This is a genomic window from Crossiella sp. S99.2 (assembly GCF_023094165.1).
In the GTDB taxonomy this organism is placed as follows: Bacteria; Actinomycetota; Actinomycetes; order Mycobacteriales; family Pseudonocardiaceae; genus Crossiella.
On record NZ_JALMDK010000016.1, the window covers coordinates 158348 to 178581 of the forward strand.

General features: G+C 71.9%; 6 protein-coding genes (1 of these 6 cut by a window edge). 4 read left to right on the top strand and 2 right to left on the bottom strand.

Going from position 1 to position 20234, the window contains the following annotated elements; genetic code table 11:
• Positions 1 to 13606 carry the 5' end (the start) of a protein-glutamine glutaminase family protein gene (locus MZC64_RS40880; protein WP_247765019.1) on the bottom strand. It extends 15242 nt beyond the left edge of the window, so 13606 of the gene's 28848 nt are visible here — the first part of the coding sequence; its start codon is at positions 13604 to 13606; its stop codon lies off the left edge, out of view.
• A gap of 1332 nt (positions 13607 to 14938) precedes the next feature.
• On the opposite strand from MZC64_RS40880, the gene MZC64_RS40885 reads away from it, so the two are divergent.
• Positions 14939 to 15883, top strand: a complete 945-nt coding sequence (locus tag MZC64_RS40885; RefSeq protein ID WP_247765020.1) for a hypothetical protein — start codon at positions 14939 to 14941, stop codon at positions 15881 to 15883.
• 50 nt (positions 15884 to 15933) lie between these two features.
• On the opposite strand, the gene MZC64_RS40890 is transcribed toward MZC64_RS40885, so the two are convergent.
• Positions 15934 to 16740: a spherulation-specific family 4 protein gene (locus MZC64_RS40890; protein WP_247765021.1), complete on the bottom strand. Its 807-nt coding sequence runs from the start codon at positions 16738 to 16740 to the stop codon at positions 15934 to 15936.
• Between the two features lie 303 nt (positions 16741 to 17043).
• On the opposite strand from MZC64_RS40890, the gene MZC64_RS40895 reads away from it, so the two are divergent.
• The 3 genes from MZC64_RS40895 to MZC64_RS40905 all read left to right on the top strand — a co-directional run bounded on the left by MZC64_RS40895 (position 17044) and on the right by MZC64_RS40905 (position 20223).
• Entirely contained in the window at positions 17044 to 17670 is a 627-nt protein-coding gene (locus tag MZC64_RS40895) for a response regulator transcription factor (RefSeq protein WP_247765022.1), read from the top strand.
• Positions 17671 to 17744: 74 nt separating this feature from the next.
• Positions 17745 to 18440 carry a response regulator transcription factor gene (locus MZC64_RS40900; protein ID WP_247765023.1) on the top strand — a complete coding sequence of 232 codons (696 nt, stop codon included), beginning with the start codon at positions 17745 to 17747 and terminating at the stop codon, positions 18438 to 18440.
• 10 nt (positions 18441 to 18450) lie between these two features.
• Entirely contained in the window at positions 18451 to 20223 is a 1773-nt protein-coding gene (locus tag MZC64_RS40905; protein WP_247765024.1) for a HAMP domain-containing sensor histidine kinase, read from the top strand.
• The last annotated feature ends 11 nt before the right edge of the window (positions 20224 to 20234 follow it).

Genomic DNA, 20234 nt, shown 5'->3' on the forward strand with positions numbered 1-20234 from the left:
CCCCGTGCTCCCCACCGCCAGGCTGGGCGACGCGCACCGTCGACCGGCTGCCCGCGGAGGCCACCGAGGCGGTGTCGCTGTCGCTGTCCGGACCGGCGCCGACAGTCGTCAGACCAGCTCCGGTACCAATCGTCACCGGCCCGCCAGAGCTACCGACGAAGATCACCGACCCGGCGTCGCTGTCGGAGTCACTGTCGGAGAGGGCGAGGCCCGGCATGGTGGGCGCCGAACGCAGGCCCGGTCGAGGGGTGAGGCCGAAGCCCCGCCACTCCGCCAGCTCGGCCTCCAACTCCGGGTCCTCGCCGACCGGCTCGTTCGAGTCGTCCTCATCCGAGGCCGGGTCGAACTCGGACTCCTGATCCGAGGCCGGGTCGAACTCCGACTCCTCGTCCTGCTCGTCGGCGACCGGTGCGATCTCCGGGTTGAAGCCCGGGTTCGGCCGGAACTCGCCCAGCTCACCGTCAGCGGTGATCTCCTGGGCGCCCCGGATGAAACGCGGCCGCACCCCACCGGCGAACGCGATCTCCGCTTCATGCTCGTGCAGCGGCGAATGCGCCAGCATGGTGTCGTTGACGACGATGCCGCCGGGCGCCTGGATCTCGTACCGGAACCGGCCGTGGTACAGCCCGCCGGTCCGCGGGTGCCGGTGCAGCTCCGGGTCGCTGGTGAGCGAGACGTACACGCTGTCGTTGTCGGCGACCACCCGGGACATCAGGTCGTAGTTGACCCGGTCGTGCGGCACGAAGCCGTCGGCGAACACCTGCTCCGGACGGGCCAGGTCGTACCGGTACAGCGGCTCGGCCGAGGTCCGCCAGGCCGGGTCCCAGTCGTCGATCCGGTCCGGCAGCACCCCGTGCACGGCGACCGCGCGCAACTCGTGCTCGTCCACGCCGTACCCGCGCGAGGTGGTCCCGTCAGCGGGCGCCGATCGGCGCGCGAGGATCGGCGCGCGCGGGCCCGCGCCCAGCTCAGTCGGCGTCTCCTCGGTGGGGAAGAAGGCCCCGGCCCACCCCCGGGACACGGGCACTCGCAGGAAGCCACCGGGGCCGCCGAGGTGCCGCTGCGTGGTGCGCCGGGTGTCGTCCCCGGCGTGCGGGAAGAACGTCGCGCTGACCCCGGCGCTCTCCCGGTCGGCCCAGGCCGCCAGCTCCGCCGGGGTCATGCTGGTCGGGTCGGCGAACTTCGGGTCGTTGAGGACAAATGCCCGCTGACCGTCCACAATGGTCGCCCGCAGGTAGGCCGCGTGGAACGGGGTGTCCAGCACGACTCCGTCACCCTCGGCCACCTGCCGCCAGAACTCCGCCCGCGCCCCGCCGGTCGCCAGGTTCGGTGCCAGGCCGACCCGGGGCCGCTTGCCCTCGAACAGGTCGGTGGCGCCGAACAACGTCCCGCCCGGCTCCATCGCGAGCTGCGCCTGGAACTTGGCGACATACTGTTCCTGGTCGACACCGGTGAGCCTGCGCGCGCCCCGGTCCACCAGCAGTGGCGCGGCCAGCACCGCGCTGCCTGCCCAGTCACCCTCGCGGACCTTCGGCGTCAGCACCGGGACCGTCGGCCGGTTCAGCTCGGCGGCGGCCAGTTTCTGCATTGACCGGGCCCAGCGATCGGTCAGCGCCCGCCACTGTCGGCGCACGCCGGGGTCACGCTGATCCGCGGTCACCAGTTCCAGCGCCCGCCCCTCGATGGCGTCGAACTCGGTCCGCGCGTCCGCGACCCGTTTCCTGGTCATCTGTTCCTGGGTGCGACCGAACGGCCGGTCCGGGGTGTTCCTGAGTTCGGCGGGGACCCGGCCGATGCGGTTCTCGGTGGCGGTGGCCACGGTGCGGCCGAGGTGCAGCAGGGAGGGCAGGCCCGGCGCCCGGGTGCGGACCCCGGTGTTGACCGCGGCCGCGACGCAGGTGGTGAGGAAGTACTGCTCCTCGTGGCCGGTACCGGCGAACAGCGCTTCGGTGAGCGCCGCCGGATTCGCCCGCAACGCGGTGGACAACGGCGTCCCGGCCACCGCCGCCCTGGCTCCCGCGCCGAGGTTCACCTGTCCCAGGACGGCCAGGCGCACCGGCAGTTCGGCCGCCGGGATGGCGAGGCCGTGCACCAGCGAGGTGGGTTGGGTGAACGGATCCTCGCCCCGGGCAAGGGAAGTGTTCAGATCGTCGAGGAGCTGCGGGAGCCGGGCGGAGCTGATCGGCCTGATCTCACGCAGGTTCCTGGCCGGGGTCAGCGAAGCGGCCAGCAGCGCCTCGGTGACAAACTCGCGCACCCGGCTCCCGACCGCCGGATCCCCTTGCCCGGCAAGCGTTTCCTGGAGTGCGGCGAGCTGGTCCCGGACCCCGTCGGGCAGTGCGTGGTGTTCGAGCCTGCCGTCCGCGGCCAGCGCGCTGTACTCGGCGATCCGGGCGCGCACGGCTTCGGTCGGCAGGGTCAGGTCGGACAGCCCGTGGGTGAGCCGGTCGTACCCGGCCTCGGCCTGGCGCTGCGCCGTGCTCCGCGGCGAGTCGAAGGAGACCTCGATGGTGACCCGGCGCCGCTCCTCAGGCGTGCCCACGCCGTCGCCGGTCCGGGTGCGGATCTTGATGTCCCCGGCCGCCACGGTGGGCCGATCCCCTTGCAGCGCGGCGAGTTCCGCGGTCAGCGCCGCCCGGTAGGCCGCCAGCACGTGCTCGGCACGCTGTCGCGCGGCCGGACTGGCCGTGCCCACGCCGAGGAAGCCGCGGCGGCCGTTGCCGTAACCGGTGATCGTGACCTCGGGCGCGGGCAGCCCCAGCTCCGCGCGCAGCACCGCCGCACGGGCCACCTCGCGCGCGCCCGCCCGGATCCCGCCGCCCGCCTGCGCGGGCACGGTGCGCTGCCCCTGCTCGAACCAGACGCCGACCGGGTCCAGCTCGTGCACTCCGCCCAATGCCACCGTGACCAGCGGGTTGGCGTGCGCCGCCTGCTGCTCGAAGAAGGACTCCCCAGGTTCCTTCGTGTACATCCTGAAGTGCCAGCGCCGCGGGCCCGGCACCACGTTCAGCTCGACGGCCATCGCCTGCCAGGCCCGCCGCCGCGCCTCGGGGGTCGCGTTGTCATAGCCCGTGTCCGCGATCGCGCCGAGTGCGTTCGCCAGCACGCGGTGCCGCTCCAGTCGCCGCGCTTCGGCAGTGTCCCCGGCCTCACGGGCCAGCTCCACCCTGGTGCCGAGAGCCGCGGCAATCCGTTCGAACCCGTTGTGCCGGGCCAGGTTCTCGTTGATCGCGGTCCGGACGGCGGCCTCGAACTCAGCGGCGTGCGCGTGGTTCTCCAGCGTGACCTGGGTGCGGCCATCGGCGCTTTCGGCGATCACCGCGGCGAAGTGGTACCCGGCCTCGGTCCGCCCGTCCGGCACCGACACCCGCACGTACAGCTCCCCCGGCTTGGCCCAGGCGAACTGGTTGAGCCCGGCCCGGCGCGCCGCCTCCGCCATCCGCGCCCGCTCGGGCGGGTGGCCGAACATCCCGCCGTAGCGGCGTCCGGGCAGTGGCCCGCCGGGGATACCGCCCACCTGCCGGGTGTCCCGCCCGGCGAATGCCGCTGCCGAGTCAGCGTCCACTTCGGACACCGCGTCCCGTGCCACACTCTCCGCCAAGCCCTCGGCCAGGTGCAGGGTTCCGGTCACTTCAAGGTCGTCATCGGTGTTGACCCGCGCGATCGCGTTGGCACCACCCGGTTCGCGGAACAGCAACGTGTCAGCCTGGGCGCCGTGCGCGAGCCCGGCGAAGTCCCGGCCGGCCTCGGCCAGTTCCGCCGGCATCCTGGGCGTCACCCGGTGCAGCACCTGCTCGTCGCCGACAATCACCCGGGAGTCCTGGACCTCGAACTCGATCCGGCTGCCCAGCCGCCGCAACGTTTCCCGAGCCCTGTCCAGCACCTCCGCGGTGGCAAAGAACTCCCTGGCCTCGTTCGCGGGCTCGCCGCCGTTGAGCGCGAGCGTCCCGTCCCGCGCGATCCGCAAGTCCGGCCGATCCTGCCTGTTGAACCCGCTCTCCGGCCGGCCGGCGGCGGGAAAGTCGTTGCCGGGCAACGGCTCCACGGCGATCGGCCGCAGCGACTCGAACAGCGACACGCCCTCGGGTTCGGTCCGGTAGGCACGGGTGAGGTTGGGCCTGGGCGCGACCGCGGGCCCGGCGATCTCCACGAACCTGCCACCGTTGTCCACGTTGATCGCGGCGAAGGCCGGCACCAGGTTGATCGGCTGGGTCGGCGCGAAGACCCGCCGGTGCTGCCCGCGTTCGGTCAGCCGCCGACGGAAGTCGTAGCCACCGCCACCGGACTCGTTGCGCTGCCCCGATTCGCAGGCCAGCAACACGATCGGCGCGTCCGGCCGTTCCCGCAACGCCCGCTGGAAGTCGGGGTCGGCCAGCGCGATGTCGGCCAGGGTGGCGCCGTCGATCCGGAGGATGCCCTGGTGCGTGGCAGCCCGGAAGCGCTCAGGACCCGCGTGCAGGTAGAGGAAGATCGGCTTGCGGGCGGGATCGGCGCTGTCCCACTGGGCGCGGTGGATGACAGCGGACTGTCCACTGTGGAGTGTGTGGTAATCGCGGACCGGATGGGCGGTGCTGCTCTCCGCCCACGACCTGGCCACCCGGTCATCGCCCTTCCTGGTGGGCAGGGCGATGCCGAGGACCTCCTCGTCGGCGTCACGCATCGGGTCCCGCCGCGCCTGGGGCAGCTCGAAGGTCATCGCCCGGTTGAACGGGCCGAGCCCAGTGCCCAGCGGGGCCTTCGGCACGACCGCCCCGTCCGGCAGCACCTTGGTGACCGGGCCTTGCACCGCGGCCTCCTGACCGGCGGCCGGCACCGCACCGATGGCCAGTTCCACCAAGTGGAAGAACCGGTCCGGCATCCGCACCGCACCCGGCTCCACCACGGTGTAATCCCCCATGAGGGTGCCCGCGATGTCCGGGCCGCCCGGCTGAGCCCCGTTCTCGTCCACCAGGCCGAGCATGTGCCCGAACTCGTGCGCGCTGGTCGTCGGATGCTGCCCCGGATGCCAGTTGTTCTGATCAACCGGACGCCCCGGATCCAGCGTCACCACATGCCGGTGCCCGTCCCCGGTGTCCGGTGCCAACCGGAAATGCAACCGATCACCGTTCGGCCGGAAACGCGGCCCACCATCGGCATCCCGGTTGAAATACCGGTCGACCCCGCGCCGGGCGTCCCGCAGCACCGCGTCCCGGACCGCCTCGCCGTGCCGCCCCTCGGGATCCAGGTCGACCCGCACGGTCACCACGGTCGTCGGCTGATCGTTCATCAGCCCGCGCCACACCTCGAACGCCGACCGCTCCGACACCGGCTCGGCGGAGTGCACCACCCGCCTGCGCCCCAGCTGCCCCGGAACCGGCTCCCACCGCCACTCACCCGGCTGGGATCTCGTCCGTCCGCGCCGATGCACCCCGGAGGCGAACTCCACCTGATCCAGCCACCGCGTCCACGACGCCTCGTCGGCGGTGTCCACCATCGATACGTCGGACTCGCCCGAGGTGCTGGACTCGTTGTCCGCCACGGGGTCCAGCGCGTCCTCGATCTGTTCCTGGTACTCGGGCAGCAGTTCGTACAGTCGTGCCAACGGTTCTGGTTCGCGACCGAGCAGCCCCGCCCGGCCGACGGGCTCCCGCTCGGCGATGGCGGCGAGGGAGTCGAGCACGTCCTGGACGTCGACCTGGTGGCCGGTCCGCTGGGCCAGGTCGACCCGCGCCGCCACCTCGGCCAGCGCGCGATTCACCCGCCGCCGTGCGGCGAAGGCGTAGTAGCTGCGCATGTTCTCGACGTCGCTGCGGAATTCCTGGTCGGCCCGGCGCAAGGAGGTGGGCATGGGTTCGACGAGTTCGGCGAACTCGTAGGTGCGGGCGCCGGTGATCACCGCGATGGGGGCGTCGATCGGGTAGTCGTCCTCCCACCCGCCCGGATTCTGCGCGCGCTCGGTCATCAGCCGCTGCCGGACGGATTCGGTGGTGCCCGCGTAGCGCCGGACGGCCCCCGGGGCCAGGTTCATCGCGGCGAGCCACTGGTTGACGGTCAGCAGCCCGCCGGGGCCCACGGTCGGGTCGAACACCGCCCAGGACGGGCCGCGCGGACCGTCCACGAGCAGCGTGGTGGCCACGTGGAAGTCCAGCGGGAGGTCCACCGGCTGGTCGTTGGTGGCGTCCTCGGCGGTGGTGACGCGCAGCTCCATGTCGGGCCCGGCCGCGAAGATCTTGTGCGGCTGAGCGCCGAGCTGCCAGAGGGCCAGCGAGATGCGGTGCGCGCGGAAGTAGCACCCGTCCTCGGGGTAGTCGTGCGGCAGCGTCAGGGCGCCGGAGCGGGGGTGGTCGAAGGTCAGCTCCCGCATCCGCCGGAACCAGTCCTGGGCCTGCTCCAGCGGCACCGGATCCGGGTTCACCCGGCCCAGCAGGTGATCCAGGTAGGCCGATTCCGCCGGCCTGGACGCCAGCAGGTCCGCATACAGGTCGCGGTCGAACGCCGACCGGTAGGCATCGGTCACAGCCTGGATTGCCTGCACATCCCGGTTCAGCCCGCCGAGCAGCGTCACCGCGCCCTCGAAATCGCCGGTGCTGACCCGGGTCCCCACCTCCCGCGCCAGTTCCGCCACCTCCGGCAGGTCGGCCGGGGACTCGTCAGCGGGCACAGCGGTCGACTCGACCGGGCGTGCCGCGGCGGGGTCGGCCGGGAACACCGTGATCCGGCCCATGACCTGCAGCGCGCGCTGGTAGTTCGCCGTGGAGAGCCGCCCATCGTCGTGCGCGGCGGAGAGCACCTCGGCCAGCCGGGTGGAGAGCCTGCCGGAGTCGGGCAGCCCCATCAGGCGGTGCAGGCGGCCGAGCAGCCTGCCGCCGTCGACCGCGGGTTCGGCCAGCAGCTGGACCACGGCCTGATGCGCGCGAGCGACCGCGGGCGCGGGCAGCGGCGCGCGCGGCACCCGGGCGCCGGGCGGCAGTTGCGGCGTCACCGACTGCTCCGCCGCCTCGGCGCGCCGACCGCTCTCCGCCGCGTACACCCCGGCGATCTCGTTGTCGTACAATGCCTTGGCGTCCCACCACGCCTGCTCCGCCGCGCGCTCGGCGTCCACCGCGGCGCGTTCCCTGGCCACCGCCTCGGTGTAGCGCCGCTTGTCCGCCGTGCTGACGCCACCCCGGTCCAGCGCCACCGCGCCCAGCTCGCGCTTGCGGTCGATCAGTCGGCGCAGTTCGGTGTCCGCCTTGAACAACGCCTGCCGCCGGTGCTCCAGCTGGCGGCGGGCCGAGGACAGCCCCCGGGGGCGGGCGGCCGCGGCGTTCCTGGCGATGGTGAACTGCTCGCGGACGGTGTCCAGGTGGGCCTGCTGGCGCTGGATGCGGGTGTCGAGTTCGTGCAGCCGGTCCACGCTGGCCCTGGCCCGCCGCCGTTCGCCCGCCTCGATCGGACGGCCCGCCTCCTCAGCCGCCGCGGTCGCCGCGATCCGGCGCTGTTCCGCGCCCAGCCACGCCTTTCCCTTGTCCGCCAGATCCCTGGTGGCGGTGACCAGCGTGTCCGGCAGGGCCTGCCCGGTCAGCGCGGCGGCGTCGGGCTCGCGCACCCGCAGCGCGTAGGCGTCGTGCACCCGCAGGTCCTGGTAGGTGGCCTGGTCCTGAGCCCCGCCGAACGCGGGCTTGGACCGGCGCCGCGCGACCACCCGGAACTCCGCACCGGCCAGCAGGACCCGGGAGAGCTGGTCCCCGTCCTTGTTCGTCCACGGCATCAGCGGGTCGTGGGCCGGGCCGTCCTCGTCGAGTCTGGTGGCCTTCAACCGGTCCGACTCGGGGCCGGTGAGCACCTGCCCCTGGCGCAGCGCGTAGGCCGCGTTGTCGCCGAAGGGTGTCCGGCTCGGGGGCTGCGCGGGTTCGGCGCCTGCGGCCCGCTCGACGTCGGTCGACTGCCCTGCGGCGCCGAACGGCGTGTTCTGGACCAGCGTGGTCTCCTGGCCGGTCTTGACCACCACCTCGGTCGACTGCCGTGAGGTCGTGTACGAGCCGACCCGGACAGTGGCGCTGGCGCCGGCGAACCTCGGCTGTGCGGGCAGCCGGAAGTGGATCTCCAGGTCCCGGTCGACGCCCCCGGGCAGCGGTACGGCGAAGGTCCCGTCGGCGGCGGCGGAGAGCCCGGCGCGCACGGTCGCCGGGGTGATGGCCGCCTGCAGCGTGCGCCTGATCTTCGGGGTGATCCGGACCCCGGACCCGGCCAGCACCTCCCGGGCCTGCGCACGCAGGGCCTCGACGTCGCCGAAATAGTGCTCGGCCCAGTAGCCCTCAAGCGCGGGCAGCTTCGGCGCCGGCGTGCCGTCGGCCAGCTGTGCGCGCCAGGTCGCCAGGTCCTGTTCGGACAGTGTGCCGGTCACCGGGCGGGGTCCGGTCTCGATGGCGCCGAGCCTGCCGCCGTGTTCAGGCGCCGGGAACGACTCTTCCGCAATCTTAGTGATCCGCACGTCCTCGGTCACCGGGACCGCGGCGATCGTGCGGCCGTGCCGCTGGATCCGCAGGTTCAGCTCCAGCCTGCCCTGGTGCACGGCGGCAGGCCCGGCGAAGGTGCCGGAGTGGTTGTGCTTGACCGATTGCTCCGTCGTCTTCTTCCGCCCCCGCCGCCCCGCCGCGATCTCCACGCCGAGACCCGCGCCCACCTGACCGTCGGCTCGGCGGGTGCGGGCCGCGCCTGCCGAGGCAGTCCCTGGCCGGGGACCTCGTGTCCTTCTGAGCACCAGCGCCACGCGGGCCAGGAACATGCCGTTGACCAGCGTGCGCGCCCTGATCCTGGTGTCCTGGCCGCCGAATTCGGCGCTGACGGTGGCTTTGAGCTTGCCGACGTTGCGCACCACACCGCGTTCGGGGGCCTCGGTGAAGGCCGCGTCCAGGGTCAGCTCATAGGTTTGGCCGCTGAAGCGGAGTTCAGCGCGGATCGGGTTGGCCTGGCCGCCGTTGAGCGAGTTGTGCACCGCGCCGTTGACCTCGGACAGGAACCGCTTGACCGCGTCGATGTTGCCGTTCTTGGGATCCAGGCTGCTCTCCGGCAGCAGCCGGGCCGCCAGGTCGGGACCGATGCCGGGCGCCTGGGCCAGTTCCGCGCGGAGGTCGGCGATCCGCGGACTCAGGTCGATCCGCTCGATGATGCCACCGAGCCCGATCGACTGCCCCGCCGACTCCCCCGGCCGCAGCGAGGACGGCGGCTCGATCCCCCGGTCCGCGGGCGCTGCCGCGTCCTCCCGCGGCGGCGGGGTCCCGGTGCTCAGCTCGTGCAGCTGGTCCTCGGTGAGCCAGACCAGCGCCGACTCCGGCAGGTCGAGAACCTCGCCCGCGGTCCGGGCCGGATCCGGCTCGGCCAGGCCGAAGCTGAGGTTGCCCTTGTACCGCGCCTCCGCGACCACCGTGGCCTCGATGTCGAGCCGGGCCAGTACCACCTTGTTCGGCAGCTCGCGGAGCGCGATCTTCTCCCCGCCCTTGAGGTTCACGGCCTGGGACTCGCCGCGCTCGACGGTGAAGGCCGAGGCCGAGACCCCGAAGACGCCCCGGGGCGAGACCCGGACGCCGCCGTCGGTCTCCGAGTGACCCGCGCTCGTCAGCACGGGCACGGCGATGACGTAACCGCCGTAGCGGTCGGTGGTCCCGGCGCCGCCGGTGCCCTTGCTGGAACTCTCCAGCTGCCGGGTGACCTCCTGGTACTCCGCCGCGCTGACCTGCCGCGCGGACAACCGGGGCCGGAAGGACACACCCAGCGCGCCGAAGAGGTCCGCCGCGCGGCGGCCGTGCAGCAGCTTGGTCGAGTCGATCACCGTGGTGCGGTTGAACAATCGCAGGTCCCGACGCAGCGCCTCCGGGGCGAGCCGGGAGTTGATCGAGTAGGCGATGTCCCCGACCCGCGAGCGCACCACCGGATCCCGTTCGGTGGCGAGGCTCAGCATCTCCTCCGCCGAACGCTGCACCGCGGCCGCGCCGGTGAAGGCGAGGATCTCGACGTCGTCGAAGGAGCGGGACAGCGCGGCGGGCAGCGCGTGCGGGGCCGGCGCGTCGGCCAGCGGCCGGTTGGGCCGAGGCTGGATCGCCTGCTCCTGATTGGGATCCCCGTTGGTGAGCAACACTTCCGGCAGCAGCATCCGCAGCGGGACGGTGATCGGGTCGGGCGCGGTGAGCTGCGCGTGCGCGGGCAGGTGCCGGCCCCGGCGACCGAAGCTGATCTTGCGGATCGCCTGGTTATGCCGCCGGTCGGCGTGGATCTCGCTGGTGATGGTCAGCTCGGCCCGGAACTGGCGGACCGGGCGGTCACCGAGCTTGCCCTGCTCGGTGAGCGAGCCGCCCCGCCACCGCTCGACATTGTGCTTGCCGCCCAAGGTCTGCGTGGTCTCCTGCGCCCAGGTCCGCGCGCCGCGGGCGCCGAAGTACAGCGCCCCGAACGCCTCGGCGCCGCCGGTGTTGCCCAGCGGGCCCAGCAGACGGCCCTGCGGACCGCCGCCAAGTCCGGTCTCCCGGCCGTGTCCGCTGTCGACCCCGGTGACGTCCTTGGCCCGGTAGATCGCCAGCAACTCCTCGGCGGTGAGCGGATTGCCCTCCGTGATGGCGCCGACCTCCGCCTTGACCACGATCGTGGTGCGGTAGTCGTGGAAGTACCCGGCGCGCCGGACCGGGACGTGCAGGCCGGGGCCGATCAGCCGGTTGGTCAGGCGGTTGATCTCCGGTTCGGACAGCGCCAAGGTCAGCGCCTTGCCCCGTTCCAGCGCCGCCAGGGCCTTGGCGGTGAGCTGGCCGTCCTTGATGTCGGGGTCGGTGAAGGAGCGGATGAGCTTGTCCTTGTTGAGGTACCAGCCCTTCTGCAGCGGCACGTCACCCAGCAGCGGCCGCAGCGCCCGCGCCAGCAGCTGACCGCTGCTGACCTCCTCCACCATGCCCAGGACGGCCTGCCCGGTCTCGAACTCCCGCGGCCCGAAACGGGTCCGGTCCGCGCCGGAGCGGAACTCGGTGTCCTGGGGATCGGCCTCGACCAGCCCCGCCCACCCCGCCTCGCGGGCGGTGGTCCACTGCACGGCGCCGACATTGCCGCGCAACCGCCACGGCTGCTCCCCGGCGCGACCGACCTGCCGGACCTCAATGTCGTAGACCAGCTCGTACCGAACGGCATCCCCGGTGATCTTGAGCGCTTCCTTGGCCGCGGTGGACCCGGTGACCCCGCCGGTGACGCCCTGTTCCAGGGTGGCGTCGGAGGTGAGCCCGCCCGCCGCGGTGAACGCGGGCTCGAACTCGGCGCCGCCACCGAGGAAGGCGTGTACCCCGGACCGGCGTTTCACCCCTTGCTTGCCGGTGTGCTCGTAGTGCTCGTGCGTGCGCTGGGTGATGCTGACGCCGCTCTTGGTCTGGTCCACCCGCACCCAGCGGGCGACCGCGCGCATCTCCAGCTGGGTGCTGCGCTGCCGCCACTCGAACCCGCCCCGGTTCTTGCCCTTGAAGATCACCGGCGACCGGATCCACTTCTTGTCCTGGTACGCCTCGTCCTTCCGCGCGCGCACCTCGGGCGGGTCGCTGGGATCGCGGTCGTCGTAGAGCGCCATCGCCCGCAACTTGGCCGCGATATTGCCCGCACTGAGAAACTCCTGGATCGCCTCCCGCCCCTCCGACCCGATCGCGGTCGCCCCGGCGTAACGCGGCCCCAGCTTCTCGATGACCTGATCGGCGAAGGCCGGGATGTCAGTGGGCTGCGGCCCCCGATTGACCACAACGGACTCCACCAGCGTGTGCCCCGGCAACCGAACCAGCCTCGGCGCCGACCGCTGTCCGCCCTCCCCCAGCAACCGCCGCCGCTCGGCCCGCCCGACCGGACTGACCCCAAGCTTGGCCAGCGCCCGAGCCCGCGCCGGCCGAATCACCCCACCCCAGCCAGCCCGCTCGGCCCGCAACACCCTGGCGCCCGCACCGTCCCGGCTGCCGAGATCCACCGGCATGGCCAGGGTGACCTCGGCGTCCGCGGTGACCACCGGCCCGCCCACCGGCGACCGGACGAGGTTCCCCGCGTCGTCGTAAAGGCCGAACTCCACCCGGAACGGCACGGAGACCTCATGCGGCGAGCCATGCTCGATCTCCGCAGACCCACCCAGCTCCTGCCGCAACTCACTGCCGACCTCCTCGGTCGGCGCGGACTGCACGGAGGGAACCACCTGCACGATGACCCCCGGCAGCCCGGTGAATCGCAGCACCGGCGCGATGTTGTTGTCCCGCCGATCCGCCTCCCGCACCGCGGAACTCACCTTGGACTTCGAGGCCTGTTCGAGGTGGTACCCGGCCTTTCCCTTGTCCCGCAACCCATCCCCAGCCCAGTCGAACCGCGAGGCGATCCGCAACTGGTAGTATTTCCCATCCCCCTTCACCCGCACCCGAAGCCCATCCCCCAGCGTGCCCGCCATGTCCTGCGCCAACATCTCGCCGATTTCCTTGGCGCCGTCCCACTTCTTGACCTGCGGCGCGATCTGCCGCAACCGCGCCTCGACGTCCAGCGCGGTGCCCCGGGCGTGCTCCTTCTGCTGGGCGGCGCCGAGGGATCGGCTGTCTCGCAGGTAGCGCGGCAGGCCGTCCCGGAGCTGCTGCGCGGTGAGGGGGCCGTCGTGGTCGCCACCCGGCTCCGGCGGGTTTGCCGGCGGCGCACCCGTTTCCACCGGGTCACCGGCCACAGGCGCGGTCGCGGATTCCAGCGCGGCCGCGGGTGCTGCTGCGGGATCCGGCTGGGGCTCGGCGGTGACGGGCGAGCCGACGGGTCCGGGCCGCACCTCGGCGACGAGCTGCGCCAGATCCTTCGGGTAACCGCCCTCAACCACCCCGAACAGATCCTTGGCGAGCGGCGGGCCGGCATCGAGGCGCGCCACGTGATGCACAACCGCGGTCTCCGGGCTCTTCGGAACCACCCGGAAGCGAAGCAGGTCCCCGTTGGGCAGCCTCAGCCCAGGCTTGTTGAGCCGCGCGTCAACATCGTTCCGCGCCTCCCGCAACAACTCCCGCCGACCCTGCTCGCCACTCCGCCCCGCCGGATCAACCGCCACCACAACCGTGACCTCAGTGGTCGGCACCCCATCCTGCACCGCCCGCCGCACCTCAAACCCAGCCCGCTGCTCCACAGCAGCCCCAGCGAGCTGCTCGCGCCCGTGTACCAGGGCCGGGGCTTGGATGTTCGCGGCGGGGGCGGTGCTCGGCTCGGACGCGACCTCGGTTTCCGGGGCGGGGCCGGTGTCGCGGTCGTAGCCGGTGTCACTGTCGGAGCCGGTGTCGGCGAGCGCTTCGAGGCTGAGGGGTGGAGCGGCGCTCGGACTCACCGCGGGCCCGTTGCCGGAGAACACCGCCGGCACATCGGTCTCGGTCCGGGGCGCGAGTCCGGGCGGAGCGTGCGCGATGTGCGGGGTGGCCACGTCGGTGCGGAGATTGTCGATACGGAGGCTGTCGGTGCGGAGGCTGTCGGCCGGGGTGGGGTTGGTGCTGCTGCGGACGTTGTGTTCCGGGCCGCTGCGGGTTTCCGGCTGCGGGCCAGTGGGTTGCAGGCCAGCTGACTGCGAGGCGCCAGGCTGCGGAGCAACAGGCAGCGAGGCGCCAGGCTTCCCGGGCGACTGCTCCGCCACCGTCCCTGCCGCCGCACTCGGCCCCGACACCGGCGAATCCACCACCATCGACGGCGGCCCTCCATGCGCCACGGACAACCCACCCGACGCCCCCAGCACCCCGCCAGCCCCAGAGTGAGTGGCCTGCCACTCACTGGCCCCACGAACCGCCCCAGGCTGAGTGGCCTGCCACTCACCCGCCCCACCAACCGAACGAGACTGAGTGGCCTGCCACTCACCCGACCCGCGAGCCGAACCAGACTGAGTGGCCTGCCACTCATCGGTCTGACCTCGCGGAGCCAGCCCATCCGGCTGCCGCGGGGAAACGCCCGGCAACGACTGGTCTGGCTGGGGCTCAGGCGCCCGCGGGTGCGAAACGGGCGGCTGGACGGCCCCGGACACGTCGGCACCGGGAACACCCGCCCCCGGCACAGGCGGCCCCACGACCGGAGCAGGCGGACCCGCAACCGGAACGGGCGGACCCCCGAGCGATGCCGACGGACCCGCAACCGGAACGGGCAGTCCCGCGACCGGGGCAGGCGGACCCTCAACCAGTACCGCCGGACCCACGACCGGCACAGGCAGCCCCGCAACCGGCGCAGGCACTCCCGCCACGGGAGTGGGCGGCCCCGCGACCGGCGCCGACGGACCCGCGGCCGGTGCCGGTGCGTGCGCATCGGGGCGAGCCGGGACCTCAGCCACCGGCGGCAACCCCACACCTCCAGGCGACGACGGCGCACCGCCAGGCGGAGACGGCACGCCCCCCGGTTGCGACGGCACATCACCCGGCAACGACCCCACCCCGCCAGGCGCCGCCACCTCACCGGGCCGCGACCCCACGTCACCCGGCGACGACGAGACACTCCCTGGCCGCCCCGACACCCCATCCGGCGACGAACTCACGCCACCAGACGGCAATCCCGCTCCTCCCGGCGGCAAACTCACGCCGCCAGGCGGCAGACCCACTCCCCCCGACAACGACCTGGCGCCACCAGGCGGCAATGCCGCTCCGCCCGGCAGCGAACTCCCGACCACGGGCGGCAAGCCCGCTCCTACCGGCGATGAGCCCACTCCCCCGGGCGGCCCCGAAACCCCACCCGGCGACGACGGCGACGCCGGCGACGCCCCAGGCTCCAACGGCCCCCCGCCCAGTCCACCCCGATGCCCGCCACCCTCCTTCTCCCCAACACTCCCCGCCCCACCCCCCAGAACGCCCCGATCTCCCCCCTTGACAACGCTCCCGCCAACTACCCCCGAACCCCCAACCCCAGCCCCAGCCCCACCAACCCCACCCCCACCAAGCCCCCCTCCCCCAATGGATCCCGCATCCAAACCATCCACAATGGACGGCCCATGCAGCGACCCGGCAATCCGATCCCCAACCCCACTGGCCCCCTTCTCCGCCCCACCACTGAACGCACCACCGACCGCGCCCACCCACAAATCATCAAAACTGCCACCACTGGCAGCCGCGCCGACGGCGCCCGCCGCGACGTCGGCCACAGCTTCGGTGGCACCATGAAAAAGAAGGGAGTTCCCAACATTGGGCCGCCAGTTGTTCATGCCGATATGCATGCCGCCCGCGACGCCCCCTGCCACCGCGCCACCAAGAGCCGACATGCCAAGACTCAAGGTGTCCCAGGCCTGGCGGTTGCCTTCGGCGAACTGGATCAACTGGACGGCGACGTCCTGGAGGACCTCCTCGACGCCCTCCTCGATCGCCTCGGCCAGGAGGCGGGCGGCCCAGTGCATTTTCCCGGCGATGCGGCCGATCGCGAAGCGGGCGCTGGTGATGAAACCGGGCACCAGGGGGGCGGTGAACGGGCTTGCCAGGGCCCAGAGGATGGAGTTGACGAAGAAGATGATCTCGATGAGCATCGAGTAGGTGCCTTGTTCGACGTCCAGGGCGAGTTTGCGCAGGCTGCCGGACAGCTCGTGGACGGACTTTTCCAGTTGTGGCAAGGATTCCACGAGCTTGTGCACGAAGTCGCGGAAGCCCTTGCCCATCCGCTCGCTGACCGCGCCCTCCACCGAGCCGATCTGCGAACGGACGTTCTCCCCCAGTTCCCGGACCAGTCCACTGAGGACTTCATAGGCGTCGCCGAGGGCGCGGGCCTGGTTCGGGCTGACCCTGGGGACCTTCGAGCCGGCGACCAGGATCACCAGGGGCTCGTACTTGGGGTCGAACTCGATGGTCACCGGCGAGGGCCCCGGCTCGCGCGGAGGCGGCGCGGCGCGTCAAGCCGCTCCGACTGCCCCGCACCTGACATCGGCACCCGCGCACCCTTCACCCATTGACCTGTCCGGCAGTAGAACGAGCGCATCGTGGGCGTGGCAACCCGAATGGCCTAACTCCAGCGCGGAAGTGAAACCCCGTTGCCCTGAAGTACTCCGGCCAGGGGTTGGGTTCCGCGGTGGTGGCGCGATCCGCCGAAGGCAGGTGACTTCGGGTCGAACACGCCGCGGCGCACCGCGGACAGCTGCTGGTGCAGGGTGCTGGCGAGTCTGCTCCAGGGTTGCCAGCCGCGTTGTTCGGTCACGTAGGCCCAGCCGGCGTTGGCGGCCGCGATCTCGCGCAGCACCTGCTCCGTCAGCAACTCGGGGGTGTCGTTGACCAGGCGGCCGAACCGCTCCCGTGGCAGCTGCTCCGCCCAGGCGGGCACCTCCAGGTTCTCGTGCAGGCTCATCGGGCCGTCGAAGGGCAGCACCAGGTCGGCGAAGTCCAGGTACCGCGGATGGGGGTAGCCCGCGCAGTTGAGGACCAGCCACGCGCAGTCCGCGCTGCGGGACATCCCAGCCAGCTGCCGGTAGAACGGCAACCGGTTCGCGGTGCCCTGCACCCGGTCGAAGAACACCCCGTCCACCCGGTACCAGGCCCGGTGCCGGACCAGTTCCCGGTACACCCGCTCCCGGGCGCAGCGGCCGTGACTGGTGTCGACGTAGCCCAGCACCCGCGTGCCGGCGAACTTGAGCTGTTGCACCATCCACTGGAGCTTCGGCTCCGGCCGGGGGCCCGCGCCACCGTCCACATTGAGCACCACCGCGCACTCCGGACCCACCGCGCCGGTCAGCCGCCGCCAGTCCGCGGGCGCGGTGTCGGGCTGGAAGTACGCGGGAACCAGGAGCCCGCCGCGCCAGGACCCGTTGAGCTGCAACACACTTCCTCCGGATTGGACAGTGGCGGCCGCGATCGCCGGTCACGCTCGGGAATGACGAATCCAGGATTCACCAGAGTGCTGCCTGAATCGATGTACGAAGAACGTTCGGGCAGAACTGCTTCACTATTCCCCCGGCCCGTGACGATGTTCGCTCGGGCAACTGTGGAGAACCGATGACCACTTCCCGTCAAGTTCGCTGGCCGGGACCTGGTCCGTGCAAGTATCGGCGGAGCGGCCCTTCGGCCAAGGGAAGCGAGGAGCGGCGGTATTCGATTTCCCATTCACCCCTCGGGAGCCGAGATGAGAACCACCAAGGTCGCGGTGCTGGCCTCGGACCAGTTGATCGGAGCCGAATCGGTCGGCCTCGTGCGCAGCGCGCGGGACCTCGAACACGTGGATCTCGCCGCGGCGGAGGTGGTGCTGCTCATCGAGCACGTGGTCACCCGCTCGTCCTTCGCCGCGCTGCACCGCTGCTACCCGCGACTACCCGCCACGCCCCCGACGCGCTGCGTGGTGGTGACCGACCACCTCGAACCCGGGACCATGGCCTACGCGCTCTCCTGCGGCCTGGCCGCCGTGCTGCCGCTGCAGGAGATCGACGGCCTGCGCCTGACCCAGGCGATTTTGTCGGTGCGCCAGGGCAACGCGCATTTCCCAGCGCAGCTGCAGGGCGCGCTGGTCAGCGAACTTGCCCGGATTCACCAGGACGTGCTCGCGCCCAGCGGCCTGACCGCGGCCGGACTGACCGAGCGCGAGGTCGATGTGCTCACCCTGCTCGCCGACGGATTCGACACCGACGAGATCGCCGCCAAGCTGTGCTACTCCGAGCGCACCGTCAAGAATGTGCTCTATCGCATGATGACCCGGTACAACCTCGGCAACCGCACCGAGGCGGTCGCCTTCGCCGTCCGCGCCGGGGTGTGCTGATCAGCGCCGACCGAAAGTGTGACAGTCCCGTTTCGGCACGGGCGCTGCCACTTCGGCCCGTGCATACTGCGGCAATGTGCGCGGACATTCTGGTGGCCGAGGACAATTCCCGGCAGGCGGAACTGATCCGCCGGTACCTCGAACACGACGGGCACACGGTGTCGGTCGTCTTCGACGGCGAGTCCGCCCTGACCAGGACCCGCCAGCTCAAGCCGGACATGATCGTGCTGGACGTGATGATGCCCGGCCTCAGCGGCCTGGAGGTGTGCGCCCGGCTGCGCGCGGAGTCCGATGTGGCCATCGTGCTGCTCACCGCGCGGTCCATGGAACCCGATGTGCTGACCGGATTCGACCTCGGCGCCGACGACTACATCACCAAACCGTTCCGGCCCCGGCAACTGGTGGCCAGGGTGCGCAGCATCCTGCGCCGCACCAGCCCACGACCGGCCGAGGCCACCGACAGTCCACTGTTGAGCGTCGGCGAGATCACCGTGGACCGGGTGGCGCACAAGGTCTGCGTCCGCGGCCAGCGGGTGGACATCACACCGGCGGAGTTCCGGCTGCTCAGCATCTTCGCCGCGGCGCCCAACCGGGTGTTCACCCGCAAACAACTCATCGAGGACGCCTTCGGCACCGAGTTCATGACCGAGCGCGCGGTGGACGTGCGCATCATGAAGCTGCGCAAGAAAATCGAGATCGATCCGCGGCGGCCCCGGCTGCTGGTGACGGTCTACGGCATCGGGTACAAGCTCGCCGACGACAAGGACTGAGACGAACCCCATGGCCCGCCGGAACACTCTGCTGCTTCGGTTCTTCGCGGTGTGCCTGGTCATCGCGGCGGGTTCGATCGTGGCCACCACCCTGCTCACCACCACCGTCGCCACCGGGCCGGAGCAGCAGTCCCGCTCGATCGAGGCCGACGGCAAGCTCTACCAGCGGTTGCTCGACTACGCCGCCACGCACCAGGACTGGTCCAGGATCCAGCCCGTGCTGGACTCGCTACGGGCCGAGACCGGCAGGCAGATCGTGTTGCGCGGCAAGGACGGCCAGTTCATCGCGGACAACGCGCCGGAGGGCGCCGCGGCCGCGGTGCCGCTGGCCGCGCCGAGCACGCTGGTCGATCCACTGCACGTCGACCAGGCCGTCAAACCCGGTCCGGCCATCGATCCCAGGGCGCTCGGCCCGTACCAGCTGTCCACAGTGGACGGTGAGCGGCTGTGGCAGCTCGCCGGCGCCGCGGCGCGCTGCGATACCCGGCTGCGGATGGAGATCGATCCGGCGGGCCGCCCGCACCTGGTCCAGCCCGACGGCAGCCGGGTCACCTGGAGCACGCCGGGCACTCCCTGCCTGCCGGACCCGCGACAGCTGACGCGGTCCACCCCCGGCGAACTGGCAACCAATGCCACACTGCTCGACAAGCTCACGGACTGCCTGCGGCGCAACGGGCTCCCAGCGTCCACTGTGGACACTAACTGGGCCGAACCGGCGAACTCGCGATGGTTCCTGACCCCACCGCCCCCGGGTTCGCCCACGCAGGTCGCCGACTGCCTCACCGCCGCGCGCCGGGACCAGCTCGCCGGATCGGTCGCACCGCCCGCCCTGCTCTACCTCTCCCCCACGGCGATCCCGGCCCCGGCCGTGCTGAGCTTCGACCGGCTGCCGCGGATCCTGCTGATCATGACGGCGATCCTGGTGCTGGCCGGTGCGGCCGCCTGGCTGCTGGCCAACCAGCTGGTCCGGCCGATCCGGGAGCTGACCGAGGCCGCCCGCCGCCTCGGCACGGGTGACCGCGAGGCGCGGGTGTGCACCACCGCGCGGGGCGAGATCGGGGAACTGGCCCGCGCCTTCAACCTGATGTCCATCCGGGTCACCCTGACCGAGGCCCAGCGCCAGGCGCTGATCAGCGATGTCGCGCACGAACTGCGCACCCCGGTGGGCAACATCACCGGCTGGCTGGAGGCGGTCCAAGATGGACTGGCCGCCCCGGACCCGCAGCTGACCGCCATGCTGTTGGAGGAATCGCTGTTCCTGGAACGTCTGGTCGACGATCTCCAGGACGTGGCCCAGGCCGACGCAGGAACTTTGCGCCTGCACCCCGAACCCATCAACACCGCCGACGTCATCGAGCACGTGGTGAGCGCGCACCGGGTGCTGGCCGAGGGCAACGAGGTGGCGCTGCGCACGGATGTGGACGGTCCACTGCACCTGACCGCGGACCCTGTCCGGCTGCGCCAGGCTCTGGGCAACCTGGTGTCCAACGCGCTGCGCTACACCCAGCCCGGCGGCGAGGTGGTGGTGACCGGCCGGGTCGACGAGCACGAGGCGGTGCTGGAGGTCACCGACACCGGGATCGGCATCGCGGCCGAGGATCTCCCGCACGTGTTCGACCGGTTCTGGCGCGCGGACAAGTCGCGCAGCAGGCGCACCGGCGGCAGCGGCCTGGGGCTGACCATCACCCGGTACCTGGTGGAGGCACACGGCGGCACCATCCGGGTGACCAGCGAGGTCGGCCGCGGCAGCACCTTCCGCGTCGTACTCCCAGTCCAGCACTGAACACGCAACCG

Excerpts from the sequence above, each read along its gene's own strand:
- MZC64_RS40885 (WP_247765020.1), top strand. The coding sequence starts at position 14,939 with ATGCAGCGACCCGGCAATCCGATCCCCAACCCCACTGGCCCCCTTCTC.
- MZC64_RS40895 (WP_247765022.1), top strand. The coding sequence starts at position 17,044 with ATGAGAACCACCAAGGTCGCGGTGCTGGCCTCGGACCAGTTGATCGGA.
- MZC64_RS40900 (WP_247765023.1), top strand. The coding sequence starts at position 17,745 with ATGTGCGCGGACATTCTGGTGGCCGAGGACAATTCCCGGCAGGCGGAA.
- MZC64_RS40905 (WP_247765024.1), top strand. The coding sequence starts at position 18,451 with ATGGCCCGCCGGAACACTCTGCTGCTTCGGTTCTTCGCGGTGTGCCTG.